Annotated in this window: 10 protein-coding genes and 1 pseudogene; all 11 read right to left on the reverse strand. The window is 44.3% G+C overall.

Going from position 1 to position 19,762, the window contains the following annotated elements; all coding sequences use genetic code 11:
- Positions 1-10 precede the first annotated feature (10 nt).
- Complete coding sequence (locus KSX81_RS12460; protein ID WP_004298559.1) at positions 11-1,687, reverse strand: SusD/RagB family nutrient-binding outer membrane lipoprotein; 1,677 nt, start codon at positions 1,685-1,687, stop codon at positions 11-13.
- Between the two features lie 11 nt (positions 1,688-1,698).
- Positions 1,699-4,887: a SusC/RagA family TonB-linked outer membrane protein gene (locus KSX81_RS12465; protein ID WP_004298558.1), complete on the reverse strand. Its 3,189-nt coding sequence runs from the start codon at positions 4,885-4,887 to the stop codon at positions 1,699-1,701.
- Between the two features lie 20 nt (positions 4,888-4,907).
- Entirely contained in the window at positions 4,908-5,723 is an 816-nt protein-coding gene (locus tag KSX81_RS12470; protein ID WP_004298557.1) for a family 16 glycosylhydrolase, read from the reverse strand.
- 618 nt (positions 5,724-6,341) lie between these two features.
- Positions 6,342-10,313, reverse strand: coding sequence for a hybrid sensor histidine kinase/response regulator transcription factor (locus KSX81_RS12475; RefSeq protein ID WP_217725456.1), 3,972 nt, complete (start codon positions 10,311-10,313; stop codon positions 6,342-6,344).
- 96 nt (positions 10,314-10,409) lie between these two features.
- Positions 10,410-10,544 (reverse strand): annotated as a pseudogene (locus KSX81_RS12480) (helix-turn-helix transcriptional regulator); the annotation flags it as partial.
- A gap of 266 nt (positions 10,545-10,810) precedes the next feature.
- A complete protein-coding gene (locus tag KSX81_RS12485; protein WP_004322936.1) occupies positions 10,811-13,213 on the reverse strand; it encodes a glycoside hydrolase family 3 N-terminal domain-containing protein in 2,403 nt (800 codons plus the stop codon).
- Positions 13,214-13,476: 263 nt separating this feature from the next.
- Positions 13,477-13,956: a pyridoxamine 5'-phosphate oxidase family protein gene (locus tag KSX81_RS12490; protein ID WP_004298553.1), complete on the reverse strand. Its 480-nt coding sequence runs from the start codon at positions 13,954-13,956 to the stop codon at positions 13,477-13,479.
- An 84-nt stretch (positions 13,957-14,040) separates the two neighbouring features.
- The gene (gene rnr, locus KSX81_RS12495; protein WP_004298552.1) at positions 14,041-16,197 is read right to left on the reverse strand and encodes a ribonuclease R; all 2,157 of its coding nucleotides are present in this window, start codon (positions 16,195-16,197) and stop codon (positions 14,041-14,043) included.
- Positions 16,198-16,414: 217 nt separating this feature from the next.
- On the reverse strand, positions 16,415-17,542 hold the full coding sequence (locus KSX81_RS12500; RefSeq protein ID WP_004322938.1) for an FISUMP domain-containing protein: 1,128 nt from the start codon (positions 17,540-17,542) through the stop codon (positions 16,415-16,417).
- Positions 17,543-17,578: 36 nt separating this feature from the next.
- A complete protein-coding gene (locus KSX81_RS12505) occupies positions 17,579-18,712 on the reverse strand; it encodes a fibrobacter succinogenes major paralogous domain-containing protein (RefSeq protein ID WP_004298550.1) in 1,134 nt (377 codons plus the stop codon).
- 3 nt (positions 18,713-18,715) lie between these two features.
- On the reverse strand, positions 18,716-19,756 hold the full coding sequence (locus KSX81_RS12510; protein WP_004322939.1) for a BACON domain-containing protein: 1,041 nt from the start codon (positions 19,754-19,756) through the stop codon (positions 18,716-18,718).
- Between the last annotated feature and the right edge of the window lie 6 nt (positions 19,757-19,762).

The following is a 19,762-nucleotide window of genomic DNA, read 5'->3' on the forward strand; positions in this document are numbered from 1 at the left end:
TGTTTAATAGTTAGTTTTCAGTATCCCACCACAGAAGGCTGTGCCAATTGTCTGTTCCTCCCATGCGCTCGATGGCTTCATTGTAGCTCTTTTTATTATAGGAAGATTCCAATACAGGATAGCAGAGACGTACCGGAATTTCCGTTCCACCGGTGAGGTATTGTCCGAACCCATATTCTGCCGGTGATTTCAACTTCGGATAACCGGAACGACGTACGTTTGCCCAACATTCGGCAGGATTGGTGAAGTGAAGAATCCAGGCCTGTGTATTGATAGCTTCAAGTTTCTGATTGTCCGTATGTCCGAACGCCCCTTTATCTTGAATGAATGCATCAAACTCTGCATCAGTAGTAGCCGTGCAACCGTAGTTGTCTGTCAGGAAATCAATAGCAGCACGTACTCCTTGCTTGTAAAGATCTTCTGCTGACACACTGCCGACATTCCATTTTTTCACGGTAGCTTCCGCCATCAGGAACTTCACTTCTGCAGAGGTCATCACTACGCCCGGATTGTCGCTTTTTAGGAAATTATTGGCAAGTTTGGGTTCCACTTCACGAGCCATGGTTGCTGTAACGGAAGGGTTGTTAACGGCTAATTCCGCACAAATATCGCTGTCGTACCCTGTAGGCCATGGTTCCCACGAGTAGGCACCTGGGTCGCGCGGACTGAAAGCAATCCCTTTTTCAATCATCTCTTGGGTGATGTCGACACGATTGTCGGGACTGGTGGCACTCATCAGCCCGTCATAATAACAACGGGAAATTTTGAATGTACGGGGGTCACCGGAATTGTATAACTGATTAAAGAAAGTGGAACAGAGGTAACTTGGATTATTAGCGGGGTCGTTGCCGAACAACAACTGTGACAATGAATTTCCGCGATAATCAGAGTAAGCTTCTTGTCCGAAACTAAATGCGATTGTCATGTATTTGATGAGCGCATCGCTTGAGGCGTCCGTTATCACACCCCCATTGGCAGCCAAAGCGTTTTCAAATTCCGTTTGTGCCTTTGTAGGATTGACACTGGATATTCGCATGGCAAAACGTAGGCGAAGCGAGTTTGCCAGTTGTTGCCATTTAGTTACATCACCGGCATAGATGAGGTCACCTGTCACTTTATCTTTGGTCGGATCGATTTTATTGACGGCATCTTCCAGCTCCAGAAAGAAAGCGTTGTAAATATCTTCCTGTTTGTCATACTTCGGATTGAACTTTCCTTCGAGGAATCCCAGGCCGGCTTCACTGAAAGGAGCGTCTCCGTAAGTGTCGGTGATGATAGACATAAGATAAACCCGATAAATGCGGAGTACAGAGTTGATATTCACTTTCTCTGCATCTTCGGCTGTGCGATATTGAGCATCAATGATATTCTTCAGGGATTGAGTGTAGAACGATGTCCAGATACGGCTCATTTCATTATTGTCTAGCGTATGGCGTCCGCCGTAGTTGGTGGTGTTCCAACATCCCATCAGTTGTTGGGTGAATGCATAATGGTAGTTACGGTAGATTTCCATCATACTAAGGTCTCCGTACGTTTGCAGTTGGGCAGTGGTGAGCTGCGCATTCGGGTCGATGGTAGCGGCCTTGGAAGGGTCGGTATTCATGTTTTCCATGTATTCATCGCTGCAAGAAGCGAAAAACAGGGCACATGCCATCGTGATGATTGTGATGTATTTAGATTGTCTCATGATATATCTTTTTAGAATTTCACATTTACATTAAAACCATAGCTTCTGCGTGAAGGCAACGAACCGTATTCAAGTCCCATACCGGTGGTATTGTTGTAGTTGGAATCCGGGTCGATATTCGGGATATTCTTCCATACGATGAACGGATTGCGGGCAACGAACGAAACGGTCAGTCCGCTTACTACATTCTTCAGCCAGGATTTGGGTACATTGTAACTCAACGTCAGCTCACGGCATTTCACGTATGAGTTGTCGTAAATAAACATAGAAGGTGCATTACGGCAAACGCTCATCCAGTAGTCTTCCGGATTGATGTAGATGTCGTTGGGACGATATGTTCCATCACCGTTGTCGATGACACCCGGAGCAACGAATCCGCCTGTCGGCTTCCAGTTATCGGCTCCTTTTGCAATGCCGGCTGCCAATCTTTCTTCTTCCGAGCGATACCAGGCGTCGCGTCCTGCCAATGTTTCCGGACTTTTACCCGATTCGTAAGCAGCACGGGCAGACATAGAATAGAGGTCGGCGCCTACTTTCACATCGAATACTGCTACCAGCGAGAGATTCTTGTAGGTAAAGTTGGTGAGTAATCCACCTGTCCAGTCCCAAGAGGCATTACCTAATACATGGTTGCTCTTGTCATATTGCGGCAGACCGGTTTGCGGGTCAATCAGAATATCTCCCTTTTCGTTCCGTTGGAAGTCCGGGCCTACAATAGAACCAAAGTTCTCGCCTACCTTAGCGGCCACCTGAACGTCGAGCCAAGACGCCTTTTCCAGTTCAAACATATCTGATTCGCCATCCAGTTCTTTTACTTTGTTGCTGTTTTTGGAGAAGTTCAGATTAATGTCCCAGGAAAAATCGCGTGTTTGAATCGGTCGTGTGCTAAGGGCAATCTCAATACCTTTGTTTTCTATCTTGCCGGCATTAATCAAGCGATAGTTGTAACCGGTTGTCCAGGAACTTGCCATTCCCATAATCTGGTTTTTACTGATTTGAGAATAGTAGGTGAAATCCAGTCCGATACGGTTCTTCAGGAATTTCAATTCCAATCCCATTTCCACGGAGTTTGTTTTGGTTGGTTTCAAGTCTTTGTTGGGGATGGTTCCGTTATCGATATATCCGATGGTATATCCGGGATAAGCATATTTGGATTTCGTATAGACGAGTCCCAATTGATAAGGATCGGTATCGCTACCTACTTGGGCCCATGACATACGCACCTTTCCGTAAGGCAGGAGGTCGCCCAGTTTTGTCAGCTCGGAGAATACAAAGCTACCGGAGAAAGAAGGATACACATACATGTTGTTGCCAGTGGGAAGGGTAGACGATTGGTCGCCACGCAACGTAGCATCGAGGTAAAGCATGTGTTTCCATCCCACGTTCACTGCTCCGTAAACCGAATTAATCTGCTTGCGGTAACTGCCGGGCACTACACTGATCTCGTTGAAGCTCGTCAATGAAGGGACATCGCGTATCTTCATGTCTTGAGCGGTGGTAACGGTGGTCTGGTTGTTCACCTTATATACATTGCCGCCTAATGTAGCATTGAAATCGAAATCACCCCAATGGTTGTTGTAGAGAGCCAACGCTTCAAAGTTGTACATGCGGTTGCGGAAAGCACTGTTTTGAAGTCTTCCGGCTTCGAATCCGGGAGTGGTAGGTGCTTTGTAATCATCGAACGTGAACCAGTTGAGTTCGGCACCCAGCGTTGCCTGAAGTTTCAGATGTGGGTCGATGTTCCATACGGCCTTGCCGTTCATGCGGAACAAGTCTTTCTTGGATTTGTTGAAGTTCTTATAGATATCCCAGTACGGATTCACGTTGTAGGGATCCATGCCGTTCCAGTTGGAATATTCGCCGTCGGCAGTCTGATAGGTTTGCAACCATTCCTGGTCGTAGGTGGTGGCAAGGGTCATCAGGTTTTTACCGATATTGGACTTGCTGTCGCCCAGAGCCGGACGGTTCTTCACGTCTTCCCGTGTATAGTTGACACTGAAATCCAAGTCTACCTTTCCTGCAGACGTATTGGCGCGCAGGTTGAAAATGTCACGGCTCATGTGCGTCTGGGGAACAATGTCTTTATTGCGCATATCCGTATAGGTAAAGCGAATTCCGGTTTTTCCGCTGTTCACACCTATGATGGCGGAGTTGGTGGCGGTGATACCTGTGCGGAAGAAGTTGGACGTATTGTCGGGGACAATGAGGAAAGGGCGTTCTACGCCGTCGAAATACTTCAACATGTTTGAACCGTCCGCTTTGGGGCCCCAACTTTTGTTTGTGTTGGATATGGCATCATAGCTATAAGTACCGTTGCTTCCCATACCATATATCTGTTGCACTTCATCCCATTTGGCAAGTTGGGTGTCGAAAGTCAGCGTTCCGTTATATTCCACGCTGATTTTATCCTTGTTGGCTCGCTTGGTTGTAATCAAGATAACACCGTGGCTGGCACGGCTACCATAAAGTGCAGATGCCGCAGGGCCTTTCAATACCGACATGTTTTCTACGTCATCGGCATTGATGCTCGAAATACCGTCGCCCAAGTCGAAGCCTCCGTTTGTGCCGGCACTGCCGAAATTAGTGTTGTCCAAAGGTACACCGTCCACTACATAAAGAGGCTGGTTATTGCCGGTCATTTCGGTACTGCCTCGCAGAATAACGCGCGTAGAACCGGAAGGACCACCGGCGGTCTGGCTGACTACCAAGCCTGGCACACGTCCTGCCATGGAGTTGATGAGATTCGTCTCTTTCGCTTTGGTCAAGGCTTCACCTTTCACTTCATCAATGCCGTAGCCCAACGCTTTGCGCTCTCTCTTGATGCCAAGGGCGGTAACTACCACTTCATCCAATGCTTTGGCATCCTCTTTCAAGGTGATGTTCAAAGGACCTCTTCCCGCTTTTACTTCTTCGGATTTATAACCCACGTAGCTGACAACGAGCGTAGCTCCCGCTTTTACATTCAAACTGAAATTTCCATCCAGATCGGTAATCGTTCCGTTGGCAGTTCCTTTCTCCACTACGGAAGCCCCAATGATGGGACCTGTGGCATCGCTCACTTTTCCGGTTACCTTGTTGCTTTGTTGTTGAATAGCTTGGGAACTTGGTTCCGTTGCTGCATACACTTGCTGGAAACTTCCCGCCATCCAAAGGGCGAGTGTTCCGCAAAACAGTAGATACTTACATTTTTCCATATTCATAGCATGTATATTTAAGATTCCTATAATATTTTCACCCAGTCGATGTACATATTCACTTTCTGACCGTCTTTCAGGCCCGTCAGTTTATTAATATCGGTAATTCCTGTAAACGCACCTCCCACGGCGAGGTTGAACAGGATGTAGAAGTTGTCATGAAAGTATGTGTTCGAGCTAATGTCGAACGTATGAAACTTGACGTTGTCAATGGATATTGTCAGGTTGTTTTCATCCCAATCCAGGGAGTAGGTGTGATAATTGCCGTCTTGTAGGCTGTTGGCAACATTGGCTTTGTAGTATTGCTGTTCGTGAGCCGCTGCGCTGGGGCCATAGTGAATGGCGGTGTTCACTTGTTTTTCCGAATCGCCCGCAGCCATTCCGCTCTGTTCTCCCATTTCCATAATATCAATCTCCCCGCATGCCGGCCACTGTTTGTCGTTGTCTCCCATCATCCAGAAAGCAGGCCATAGTCCGCCGTTAGTCTTGGGAAGCTTGATGCTTGCTTCTATCTTGCGATACTTGAAACTCTTTTTTCCTTTTGAATTGATCCTGCCTGAATAGATTTTATTCCCTTTGCGTTCGGCGGTAAGAATCAGAACCGATTTATCCCCGTCTTTTCCTACCGATACATGAGCGGCATCGTATGCCTGTAGCTCTTGGTTGGTCCAACCGGGTTCATGAGTTTCTTTCGTCCATACTTTTTCGTCGAAAAAGTTGAAATCGTCTTTAAAAAGAATGTCTTGTGGATTTTCTTCCGGTTCCGTTCCAACAGAATCCGACGAACAGGATTGTTGCGCGAAGCAAACGGATAAAAATAGGAATAGTGCTACTTTTTTCATCGTTTTAGCATTTTAAAGGTTAAACGTAATATGTGCTTTATACTTGTAAAGCTTGGTGCAAAGATGCTAATATCCGGCTGAAACGATGGTCAGATTGCTGACATATTAGGTTTGATTGCTGACAAATCTGCTGATTTTTATCGAACGGACGTTATCTTACCCATTCTTTTTCGAAGATTGTTGCTGTACGGAATGATCCCAAGATACTATTGCTGACAATAACTCGTCAATATGCAGTTTTTATTTCTTTCTCTTGCTTATATTATTTTTTCAATTGCCTAAGGAGTTTTCGTTTGACAGTTGTTGAACGAACGCTTGACATATGTTGAACTATCGCTTGACTATAGTCAAACGAAAACTCCTTAGGCAATGAAATAACTATCAATAGGTAAACGATTGCTTAAAAATAACTAATAAAATCATTAGTGGCAATTGATTCCAAACCATGCGGTTTTTAGTTAGGAATTTAATTCAGACATAAGAACATAAGAACAAAAAATAAAATAGCCGTTCAATAAGCAACAGAAATAATTTTCAAAGCGCAGCATTTATGTTCTTTTGTTCTTATGTCTAAAAACAAATGATCGTTTAGCTCATTTCTATACCTTTAATACTTGTCTATTTACCACTATATTTACTCGGTTGCATCCCGAATTGTTTCTTGAACAATGAACTGAAATACTTCGTGTTGACAAATCCGGTTTCGGTGGCGACATCGGTTACGCTTTTACCTTCTTTCAGCAGTTCGGCAGCTTTTTGTAGCCGGATGATACGAATAAACTCTTGCGGCCCTTTTCCCGTCAGTGATTTAAGGCGACTGTAGAATAGTGTTCGGCTCATTGCCATTTCATGGCATAAGAGATTGATGTTGAAATCGGGTTCATCCAAATGTTCAAGAACAAACCGGGTAGCTTGCATGATAAACCGGCGGTCGCCCTCGGCCATTGTTTCGCTTGCTGTCGTTACGTTTTTGTTGTCGATACTTTCATTGTTTTCATTGCTTTCATTGTCGTCACGTTTGCCGCCCGCTTCTACTTGAGCGATGGCTTGCCGCATGAAAAACTGCCGTTGCCTGTTTCGATTGTCAATCAATCCTTGTACTTTCAATTTCAGTATCTCTGTACTGAATGGTTTGGGGATATAATCATCCGCGCCTTTCTTCAATCCTTCCACTATTGCTTCGTGGTTAGCCTTTGCCGTCAGCAGAACGACTGGAATACCCGATGTGTCAGGATTTTCCTTGACCATTCTGCAAAGCTCGTCACCCCGTATGCCGGGCATCATGACGTCGGAGAGAATGATGTCCGGATATTCATTGGCGAGACAGGCGATAGCTTCGTGTCCGTCGGCAACATCAATCACCCGATAGAGGTGTTCAAAGGTCTGGCGGAGGTAGTGACGGAGAGTTTCGTGGTCTTCTACAATGAGCAATGTATTCCGGTCGTCCGGATCTTTCATTTTATCCGTTTCGGGGCTGTTATTATCCGATGTGCCGGCAAGGTGTTCGAGGGATGATTCGTGCGACACGGGTTCGGCTACGGTGGTGGTTCGCGGCAATGTTACGATGAAAGTAGTTCCCTTGCCCTCCTCGGAACAGAAAGTGATTTTTCCATGCAGCATCTTTACAATGCGTTGCACCTGCAACAGTCCGAATCCGGTTCCTTCTTCCTGTGACTGCCGGGCATTTTCGGCTCTGTAAATATCGGAGAAGATATGCTTTTTCGCTTTCTTCGGTATGCCTATTCCGTTATCTTTCAACGAAAGGATGGCTTTGCGTTTCGTGGCTTTCAAATCCAGACTGATTTCTCCCTGGGGCGTGGTGTATTTGCAGGCATTGGAAAGAAGATTGTCGAGTAACATCTCTATCAGGTGTTTGTCGGCCGAAACGAAAACGGATTCGTCGGGTTGGGTCAGATTCAGTGTCAACTGCTTCTTCTCGCAAAAAGACCGGAAGACGGAGACTTCTTTCAGCAAAACTTCATTCAGACAAAGCGGAACCGATGAAGAGGATGGCTTGTGGGCGTCTACCTTTTCAAATTCGAGCAACTGTGTGATGAGCGAATGGAGTTTCCGGGTACTTTCATGGGCCAGATTCAGGTAATAACGGGCTTTGTCCGAGAGATCCTGTTCCCGGTTCAAATCCTCCAGTGGCGCCATGATAAGCGTTACCGGCGTGCGAATGTCGTGCGCCGTGTCGATGAAGAAACGTATTTTGTCTTCGTCGTATTTCTTTTGGAGCTGGTTGCTCTTATAGCGCAGGATGAAATAGAAAACGAAGCCTATTATAAATAGGTAAATAGTCCAAGCCCACCACGAGTTCCACCATGGCTGGCTCACTTTCACTTCTAAGGTGCTTTCGGAGATAGTCTTTCCGTCGCTGCGCCGCAGGCTGCGCACCTTAAAAAGATAAGTGCCCGGCGATACCTTGGTGTAGGATGCCTTGCCCTCGGCAGACGGTTTGCTCCAGTCATTGTCATACCCCTCTAAAATATGCTGATAGACAATATCGCGCTGGAAACGATAGTTGATAGATTCAAAAGAAACGGTAAACGAGTTGTATTTATAGCCGAGCCGTACCGCACGGTCGGCAAGCATATCATGGATGGCGGGTCTCAACGATTCTTCTTCCTGGGCGTTTTGATAATCAACTGTCAGCCCAGTGAAACGCAGGAGCGTCCAGTAGTCTACGGTTGAGATGTCGAGTGGCATGATAAAGACAGCGCCATCCGTGCTGCCATACACGAACTCGCCGTTCATCAACCGGGCAAATGAGGATTTGTTATATTCCTTGTCTATATTGCCTGCATAGTTGAGGTTTGACACGCGCAGGCTGTCTATCAAGGCAATTCCTTTTCCGGTGCTGACCCACAAGCGTTTCTTGTCGTCCCGCTGCAAACTATATATATCGTTGGACGGCAATCCCTCTTGAACAGTGAAAGTCTTTACCGTCCGGTTTTTCATGTCATATAGATTCAATCCTCCCCCTTCGGTTCCCAGCCACACGGTTCCGTCGTCATTGAACAGCATAGAGATGATATAGGCACTGACATTCTGATTGTGAAATTCTTGGGAATTGGCATAGTGCTGTATATTCCCTGTATGTTTGTCCACTAGGAAAAAACCGTTGACCGTAGCCACCGCTACCCGGTTTCGGTCGATAGGTTCGATGGACTGTACCCAATTCACGTCGAAAGACCGTCTGCTGCCTTTTTCTTTTTCAAACATGATCAGGCATCCGTCCAGACCTCCTATCCATAAGTCTCCCTCCATGTCTTGTCTGACGGAGAAAATATAATTGGTGGTCAATTGCCCTTGTTGCTTGGTGAGATGGCGTAACACGCGTCCGTTGTTATCCAGTAGATACACTCCGTCTCCGTACGTTCCTACCCATACGTTCCCATTTCCGGATGTGCAAAGAGAAATGGTTACGATTTCTTTCAGCACGTGTTTCCAAGTGCCTGACAGGGTGTTTCGGATGCTGATTCCATCATCGGTAGCGAACCATTGGTTGCCATCCGGGTTTTCTTCGATATCATTTACGTTGTTGCTGATGAGAGAATGGGTATTTCCCTTTTCGTGTGCTAATATCGAAATGGGATGTTTCAGCAGGATAGCCACGGATACGCCTCCCGTATAACTACCTATCCAGATGTTGCCTTGGTCGTCTCTGGTTACGGCATATACGCCGTTTCCGCGCAGATAAGTATCTGTGTCATCTTTGGTATTCATCAGTAAATGGGCTTTCTTGGTGTCTTTGTCTATCGCATACACACCGCCACCGTCCACGCCTATGAGTATGGTATGCACATCATAGTCTGTAATTGCCCGTATCGGATGAAGGAACGTGCTCCCTTGTCCCTCCAGCGCAAGCACTTTGGAAGTGTCGAGGTTCATCACAGACAAACCGCTGCCAAATGTGCCTATCCAGAGTTCTTTTTTCGGTTTGTCGCAGAACAATGTTTGTACATTCCACCCTTCCAGCAGCTGGCGTTTCTTATCCGGCAGGGCGTGTGACAGTTGCCAGACTCCGTTAGAAGTGCCCACAAAAAGCGACTCGCCGGCAAATGCAATGTCGTTGACATATTGTCCTTTCAACACGGCAACTATACGATGGTCCGCTTCTTGCTTGTATAGTCCTTTATCCGCCCCCATCCACCAGGTTCCGTCACTATCCAAACAGAGTTTGTTCAAGATGACTTCTTCCTGAATCAATTGTCCCAGGTGGAGGACTTGTTCAAAATGATCCAGGATGGTGGAATATCGGTAGATTCGTCCGGTGTGGTCGTAGGCGAACAGTCCTTGTTGTGCGTCGTACAATAAGTAAAGCCTGCGTCCGGCAAGATCGCCATAATAGAAACTGCCCGGCAAATCATAGTTCTTTACCGTATGACCGTTGTATCTGTCTATTCCGGTTTTTGTAGCAATCCACATAGCACCGTCTCCATCCTCGACAATCGAAAAGACACGTTGACTACTAAGGCCTTCTGCATAGCCTACATGCCTGACATCGAACATCCGGTTGGTCAGTTCGGCTTTGACAGCTATGCTTATCATTAGTAGTAAGGTGATAACAAGATTAAAACGAACCATATTCTTTTAATTGTTGACATTACAAAGATAAAGTTTCTTTAGAAAATCCCAACAGAATAGGGGTGTGAAATTAGAAGGAATATTCAGTAAATGTTCCTATGTAAAGTCAATCAGGAAATCAACAAGATTTATATTTCCGGGAATGGCAAGTTTCTTTCTTATTCGGTAACGGGCTGTTTCTACTCCACGAATAGTAAGATTGGTGAATTGCGCAATATCTTTGGTTGACATCCTCCCCTTTTACAGTGAACCGACGAATACGCTCTGTATAAATAGGGCTATTGATAAGTTTCATCTTTTTATAGTTATAGTTGATATACAAAACAGATATGGCAGTTTTATTAAGCATAACTTATAAAGATGCCAGTTTTATTTGTGTTATTAAGTATAACTTATAACTCTATCCTAGTTGACGAAAGAGAAATAAAAAGAATGTGAGGTGGCCTAAATAGTAAGAGGCTGCCTCACATTGCTTTTAGTGACTGTCTTGGATTTATTTATTGGACCTCAAAACTCCCCTTCAGCCGTATGTCCTGTGAAGAAGCTCCCACCATAACCGAGAAACTTCCCGGCTCTACTGTAAACTGATTATTCTTGTCCCATAATCCCAAGTCTTGAGGCGTAAGGGTAAAGTTGACCGTTTGTTCTTCTCCCGGTTGTAAGTGAATACGTTCAAAACCACGCAATACTTTATCGTAGGTGGTAACGCTGCTGAAATCATCCCGGATATAAAGCTGGACTACTTCATCCCCTGCTTTCTTTCCTGTATTCTTTACAGTACATGAAAGAGTGATATTTTCCTGCGGACCGATCACAGGTTTAGATATTTTCAAGTCTGAATATCCGAAGGTCGTATAGCTTAAACCATATCCGAAAGGATAAAGTACACCGTCTACACGGACTTTTCCTTTGGAGTCAGAGCCCGGCTTGAATGGGAATGCAAAAGGAATCTGTCCCACTGATTTCGGGAAAGTGACAGCCAGACGTCCTCCCGGATTATAGTCTCCGAAAAGAACTTTAGCGATGGCATCCCCCATAAATTCTCCGGGGAACCAGGCATGGATAATGGCAGGAACGTATTTGTTTGCCCAGTTGATGGTTGCTGCCCTTCCGTCCACCATCACTAGAACGACAGGTTTACCTGTTGCATAAACCGCTTCCAATAATTGTTGTTGCCGTCCGCAGAGGTCAAGATTGGTACGTGAAAACTCTTCCCGAACCGTTTTCTCATTTCCACCCAGTACAAGGATAGCGACATCCGAAGCCTTTGCTAATTCTACCGCTTCCTGAATCATCGCCTGCTCTTGTGTATCTAATGGAACATTGTACAGTTCGCTCTCCGGGAAATATTTATCAATAATGTCACAGCCTTTAGCATAGCGAACTTCCGAGTTAGGCAGATATTCTTTGATTCCCTGATATACAGTCTTAATAGACGCATTGGCGGGACCATATCTGCAAGTCAACTCCTTCACTTCTTCCCCATTTGGACCAATCACAGCTATTTTGCTGAAGTTCTTGGATAACGGAAGCATCTGATTCTCATTCTTCAAAAGAACGATGGACTCTAAAGCGGCTTTCATAGATACTGCTTTATGAGCGTCGTTGTGTACCACTGTCTCCGGACGACGGTCATCACCGGGATACGGATTATCAAAAAGTCCCATCATAAACTTGACACGGAGAATTTCACCGACACGTTGATCGAGCGTGTGCAAAGAAACTTTGCCTTCGTTGATAGCACGGCGCAACGGGAGAATAAAATCTTGTGGCGGAGTAAAGTTAGTACGGATATTCAATCCTGCATTGACCACTTGTGCTGCCATCTCTTCTTCAGTCGGGGTGATACGATGTTTGGTGTGCAGAAACTCTACCGCCTCACTATCCGATACTACATATCCCTTGAATCCCCATTGTTGACGCAAAATCTCCGTGAGGAAATGATAACTTCCGGAAACTGGCTCCCCGTCATAATCATTATACGAACTCATCACTCCTAGAGCACCCGCTTCCTGAATACCTTTGCGGAAAGGTTCCAGATAAAGAGTCTTCATCTCACGCGGGGCCACGTGCGGATCCGTACGCGTACCTCCGTCGCGTCCACCGACCGGGATGCTATACACGGCGAAATGCTTGGGAGTAGCAACAATACCTTCGCTTTGCAGACCGAGGATCATCTGTTTTCCCAATTCGCCCGCCAGATACGGATCTTCTCCGTAACTTTCTACCACACGTCCCCAGCGAGGATCTTGTGCAATATCCAGAATAGGAGAATAAATATTGGTATATCCCAATGCTTTTGCCTCATTTGCAGTGACTTTCGCAATTTCCCGGATCAGTTTTTTGTTCCACGTGGCACCTTGCCCGCATTGAGCGGGAAACATGGTAGCCCGGTCGTGACATAATCCGCGTATTCCTTCATTGGTGAAGTCTACCGGAATACCCAGTCGTGTCTGTTCTACAAACCAGCGTTGAATGGTGTGTCGGTTCTTTACGCTGTTGGCATACGGATAGGAGATTTCAGAACCGAATTTACCCAGTCCGTTCGCCTGCTCATCAATATTTCCTATACCGTCCTTCCAAATTTCCGCTGACCATCCGGCAGTAGGCCATGCATCTTTCAATACCCGTCCCGAACCGTAGAGAGTAGCCATCTGACAGGTTTTCTCTTCCAGCGTCATTTGCGAAAGCAAATCCGCGATGCGGGCTTCGATAGGAGCGGAGGGATCTTCGTATACATCCTTTATACCGTTTTTATTGAAGTCGATCCAGGTCTTTTTGTATATGTCCTTTGAGTTGTTGCCGGATTTGTTATCAGTAGGTTTGTTGTTTGCCGAGATACTTCCGGAGTAGATACTTCCGGCAGATACTAACAGGGCGAGACATAGCAGTTTCTTCATAATCTATTTTTTTGCAAGAGTACTTATCTATTTTATTTATGTTGCAAGTATACAAAAAGAATTTGATATGAGAGGATAGAATAGTCTTTATAATCACCTTTACTCTCACACCTGTAATGTCGATGGATAAAGAGATACAGGCAATGGTGGGGGTGTGAGGGTAAAAGTGATCTAAACTTTTGTTTAGAGAAATTAGTTTGGAAATACTCTACAATGCTTGTTGAATACTCTACTCAAGTATTGTCGAAAGCCGGAAAACCGCTTCATGGCTTTTCGTTGGCCCGCAGACCGAAAACTTTTCCTGTCATCTGATTGATACGTACTTGCCATACTTTGACATTACGTACCGCAGGATCGGAATAGTTGAACTCACTATCCGTGTAATGACGCATGATAATATCCAATGCACGGCGTTTCTCGTCTATCTCTTCGATGAATTCTACTTGCCCTCGACACATCGCGCTTTCCGAACGCATACTGTAACTGCAGGCTACCTTTTCGTGTTGGTAGACAAGTTTATGTCCAACGCTGAAAGTGATGCATACATTATTATTATGTTCCAGCATCTCCAACTTGCTGCCTTCAGGACCCGAATGAAGATATATGATGCCATTCTCATAACCGAAGTTCATCGGAACTACGTAGGGATTACCTTCCAAATCAGTAATGCCTACAAAACAGGCATCGCAGTGGAGAATAATGGATTCGATTCGTTGTTTATCTTCAATAATGACAGTTTTCATAATGGCTGTTTGGCTTACCACAGAGGACACGGAGTACACGAAGTCTTTTTACTTCCTGATTTCTTAGCGTACTCTGTGGTGAATTTACTTTTCTATTAATTCAAAATCCAATTGTTTCTTTTCCAGATTGGCACGAGCTACCCGAACAGTAATAGCGTCTCCCAAACTGTATATTTTGTTTTTGCGGCGTCCGCGAAGACAATAGTTCTTCTCGTCGAATTCGTAGTAGTCATCATCCAGATCACGAACAGGGACCAGACCTTCACATTTGTTTTCGTTCAGTTCTACATAAAGTCCCCACTCGGTTACGCCGGAGATTACACCGTCGTAAATCTGCCCCAGACGTTCACTCATAAATTCCACCTGTTTATATTTGATGGAAGCACGCTCGGCATTGGCTGCAATTTGTTCCATGTTCGAGCTGTGGTCGCAGAGGTCTTCGTACTTAGCTTCGGATACGCTGCGTCCTCCGTCCATATACTTCGTCACCAAACGGTGTACCATCATGTCCGGGAAACGGCGGATGGGAGAAGTAAAGTGAGTGTAATATTCGAAAGCTAGTCCGTAGTGACCGATGTTATGGGTTGAGTAACGTGCTTTTTGCATGGCGCGGATGGATACGGTTTCTATCAGGTTCTCTTCTTTCTTTCCGTGTATGTCGTCCAATAAATGGTTGATGGATTTTGAAATATCAGTCTTCGTTCCGCTTGTACGCACTTTGTAGCCGAAGCGGGCGATGAACTGTGACAAGTTCTCCAACTTCTCCGGATCGGGCAGGTCGTGGATACGGTAAGGAAGCACTTTGGCTTTCTTGTTCTTCGGCACACATCCTATCTTTTCTGCTACGGTCTTGTTAGCGAGCAACATGAATTCTTCCACCAGTTTATTGGCATCTTTTGACTCTTTGAAGTAAACGCTGATTGGTTTTCCTTTTTCGTCAATTTCGAACTTCACTTCGTAGCGGTCGAAGTTGATGGCTCCTGCAGAGAAGCGTTTTTCGCGCAGTGCTTTGGCAATCGTATCTAACGTGAGTACTTCTTCTTTGAAGTCTCCTTCTTTTGTTTCTATGATTTGTTGTGCCTCCTCGTAGGTGAAGCGACGGTCGGAGTTGATAACCGTATGTACGATGCGTGAGTCTCTGACTTCTCCTTTTTCCGTAATATCGAAGATAACGGAGAAAGCTAGTTTTTCTTCGTTCGGGCGGAGTGAACAAATGAAGTTACACAGCCGTTCGGGAAGCATCGGGATGGTACGGTCTACCAGATAAACGGAAGTTGCCCGCTTTTCTGCTTCCTTGTCGATGATGCTGCCTTCTTTTACGTAATGTGTCACGTCGGCAATGTGTACACCTACTTCCCACAATCCGTCCTTTAGCTTGCGGATGGAAAGTGCGTCGTCAAAATCTTTGGCGTCTTTCGGGTCGATGGTGAAAGTTGTTACTTTACGAAAATCTTCGCGTTTGGCAATCTCTTCTGCTGAAATTTCGGCAGGAATCTTATCCGCTGCTGTCTCTACTGCTTTCGGATATACATACGGCAGACCGAACTCCGCAAGAATTGCGTGCATCTCTGTGGTATTGTCGCCAGCCTGACCTAATATATCTATTACTTGTCCGATAGGATTCTTTGCCTTGTCCGGCCATTCGGTTACTTTCACAATGGCTTTATCTCCGGTCTTTCCGCCTTTCAGCTTATCTTTCGGGATGAAGATATCATTGGCTAATGTACGATTCTCTGTCACCAGAAATGCGTATGACTTAGCTACTTCCAGTGTGCCGACGAAAGTATCGTTTGCACGCTCCAGTATTTCTATCACTTCTCCTTCTGCCTCTCTGTTTTTCCGTTTGGCATAGAAGGTGATCTTTACTTTGTCATTGTTCATGGCATGTGCCGAATTGCGTTCGGCCACAAATATCGGCTCGCCTCCTCCTTCAGGAATAAAGGAATTCTTGCCATTGCTTTTCCGTTGGAAAGTGCCTACCATCTCTGTTCCATGATTGGTGAGACGGAATTTTCCTTTTTCTATTTCAGAAATATAATCGTCAGCTAAAAGGTCATGTAATATATCGACGCATAACATTTTTTGCGGATGGGTAGTGAGACGCAATTCCGAAAATATATATTTCATACTCAAGGTCTCGCTGGATTTGGCATGGAAAAAGTCTATTAATAATGCTGCCAGCTCTTTCTTACTCATTCTTTTGCCGGCCTTTTTCTCTTTCTTTTCTTTCTTTTTTGCCATATTATATGGAATTTATTAGTAGTTCAATCATTGATAGGATACAAAGTAAACAAATTTTTGGTTAGTTTGTTGTCAAGGTCTATTTATTTTTTGATTTGCTTTTCTGTGAAGTATTAAGTCGATAGAGAAATATTGCTTGATTATTTATAAACAGAAAAAGAGGCATGTCATCCCGACACACCTCTATGTATACTTAAGAGAGATTTATATTATTAAATTAGTCTTTTATACAGCGTATAGGAAAACCACGTTTGGGGGTTATTCCATATTTAGAATAAGTTATTCCATAGCTATTATTACTAAAAGTAATATTTCCTGCTCCTTGGCTTTGCATTTCTGTGGTCCAGAAGTCAGCACCACTTTCTGACCAGCCAAAGCTTCCTGTTTGATAGCATTGCCCGGAAGGAATAATTGTAAGTCCGTAAGTATTACGAGGTCCATTTGCCAAGTCAGGGTTCATGTCGGAGTTTCCGGAAGCACTCCATCCTTCAAGACCTGCTAATGCTGACCAAACATTCTTGCAATTTGGATCAGAGTGTTTGTCTCCAAAATCATCTTCCCATACATCTCCTTCAACAGGGGGTAATTGTTCAGCTACAAAATTTTCTAATATTTTCCACTCTGCTTTACTAGGTAGGTGCCATCCACTTGGACAGATTCCTTGTACTCCACTTGGTACAGCATCTGCGTCCTTCCCTTCTTCATTTTCTTTATTCATTGCAGCATACCAATTATATAGAACTCCATATGTTTTGTATGTTTCAGTATTTTTTGCGGCATTTACATCTTCACCATCGTAGTCATAAACGAAATAAAGAGGTTCTCCTTCGCAAGTAGCGGCAGCAGCAGGTTTATTTACTTTAGGTAAATAAGCTAGATTTTCAGCCATCCATGTCTGCTCACCGATTTCTACGGTTTTGTATACATGGTTGTCACGTGAATCAACCATTTCTCCTTCACCTGGTTCAGGAGTGGGTTCCGGCTTTGTCAGAGTGATGTTAACTTCGCTTGTAGCCATTGTTCCTTGATCACCTTTGACAGTTAATTCAATTTTTAATGCTCCTTCGGTTTGGTTAGCTTCAAATGTATAATCATAGCTAAAAGGCACTGCGGTAACTTCTGATATAGCTTTGCCTCCTACTTTTAATGTGACGTTTGAGATTTCACCAAAGTCAATCGTAGCTTCTCCTTTGATTGTCATTTTTTCTGCAATGTTTACCGTAGCTCCTTCAGCAGGTGCAGATATGGAGCATGTTACATGTTGTTCTGGAGCGGGATCATTGTTGTCGTCACCACAAGCAATTAGTCCTAAGACTGCGAATAAAAAGAATCCAAATTTTTTCATAAATGTATTTATATTTAGTGAGTAATAATATAATCGTTAATCTTTGATGCAACGGACAGGAAGACCTACTCCCGGATTGAATTCTGCATTGGTTACAAATGTGTGGAGGTCTGACCATAAACGTACGGTGATACCGAATTCAGGTCCCATTTGTACTCCAGCTGTCGAACTCCACCAGCCGGCACTGTAGCAGGAATGCATCCAGTCTTCGTCACCTGCACATGCACGGAATCCGATGGGTAGACCGTTGAATAAGGTTGCATTATTCTTTTCCATTTCTACGCCAACCCAAGTTGGTTGAGGTTCTATTTCTGTATATTCCGGCAGCATCCACATTGTTGTTGAAGCTAAAGCTTTTGCTATTGCTGTTTCGTCTACCTGACCATCATTCATGATAGCGGCCATGCCGGAGTCTAAAACATATTTAGATAATGTCTGCCATTCTTTTTGTGAAGGAATATGCCATCCGTCAGGACAAACACCTTTTATATTCCGTGTTTCATCTTCTCCTAATGCTGTTTCACCTTGAAGTGCTGCAGGTAAGTTATAGTAGGCTCCATAAGCTTTTAAATAAGCTTTTCCCAAGTCTGTTTTGATATCACTGTCGAACATAACATAATATTTGGGCGCTGTTGAAGATATATCAAAATTCTGTTCCGGTAAATAACGTAAATTCTCTGCCATCCAGATTTGTTCTGCAAGTTGTATCGTCTTGTATACATTTCCATCACGTGTATCTGTGAGGTCTTCTCCATATTGAGGTGGTGCAGGCCTGTCACCGAGTTCTGTTGTGACAGTAATAGTTGCCAAAGCACTGCCTTCATGATCTCCTTTGACTGCTAATTCAATTTTCAACTCTCCTGGTTCAGCTTCCTTGGGGAAAGTATATTCATAATAGAATGGAACCGAACTTATGTCGGTAATAACTTCTCCTCCTACTTTAAGTTCAGCGGAGATAATTTTACCATAGTTAGTCGTTCCTTCTCCTCTGATAATCAGTTTGTCTGATATTATAACGGTTTCTCCGTTAGTCGGCATAAATATCTCACAGCTTACCTGTTGGTCTGGAAGTATTTCTCCTCCTCCGCCTGCGGTGCTGTTGTCATCTTTACAGCTTGCACCAAGTAATCCTAATGCCACGATAAAGCTAGTTAATAGTATCTTTTTCATATGTTATTGGATTATGTCTTCTTTAAATAGAATACAATTAATAAAAATGGACAGATTGTCTATAACCTTCTGTAGTTTTGCATCTTCATATACCCGGAAAACAAAACCGAAAGGATCACTCTCTTTTATTCCGGAAAAAGCGAAAACGAATGTTCCGTCTGTTAACATTACGGGGCCTAATGAGATTGTTACAGAAGGATCTTTTACATAATATAGGTCAGAGCTAAGAATTTCGAATGAGAGATATAAATTGTCCTCGAAGACTCCTAGGTTTTGACCGGCCCCAAAAGCCAGGCAATTGTCTATGGCTTTTGCTTTCAGTTTGTAAGGCAATCCGGTTAGAATGTTTGAAAGCAGGTATGTTCCGTCTTCCTGTTTTTCAATGATGACATCTTTCAAGCCGTAATTCATTTGCCCGTCTGAAAACATGCCTTGCCATGTTCCGGTAAGTTCGTCAACATCATATTGTATTACCTGATAAGAAGCCGATCTGTCTTTTGCTGCCACATTGACAATAGCTCCTCTCATTTTTCCGGAGGTATTTTCTTTTACCTTGAAATTTATTCCCTTCGCATTCTGTTCAAATGACAACCATTCTTGAGCTTCTGCGGGTATGTCTATTGTATAATCGAAAGAACTTTGTAATTTTATAGGTAGCGTAGCTGCTTTATTGTCGGTGCGGAGCATCCACTCGTCTTTACCGAAGATGAAAACAGCTCCGGATTGATTGATATTGAACGCCTTTTTTTCTACTCCGTTACTGATTGTCAATAAAGCATTTCTACCAGAGTATCCGGTGTTTTCTTTTACTTCGAATACTACTTCATTGGGGTTTACTTCTTTCAGCACACACCAGTCGGCATTAACATCTGCTGTTATATTGCCTGTTGCCTGAAGTTGTATGTAGCCTTTTCCTCCAGTCGCTTGGAAATTAGTATTTACAGCTTTGATCTCTAACCTGGATTCGCTGCTTTCCGTATCATTGCATCCCGCTATTGCTATGGTGCAAAGTACAAATAAGAATATATTAAAAAGCTTTCTCATAATTGT

The sequence above is a fragment of the Bacteroides sp. MSK.18.37 genome (assembly GCF_019129155.2).
GTDB classification, from domain to species: Bacteria; Bacteroidota; Bacteroidia; order Bacteroidales; family Bacteroidaceae; genus Bacteroides; species Bacteroides ovatus.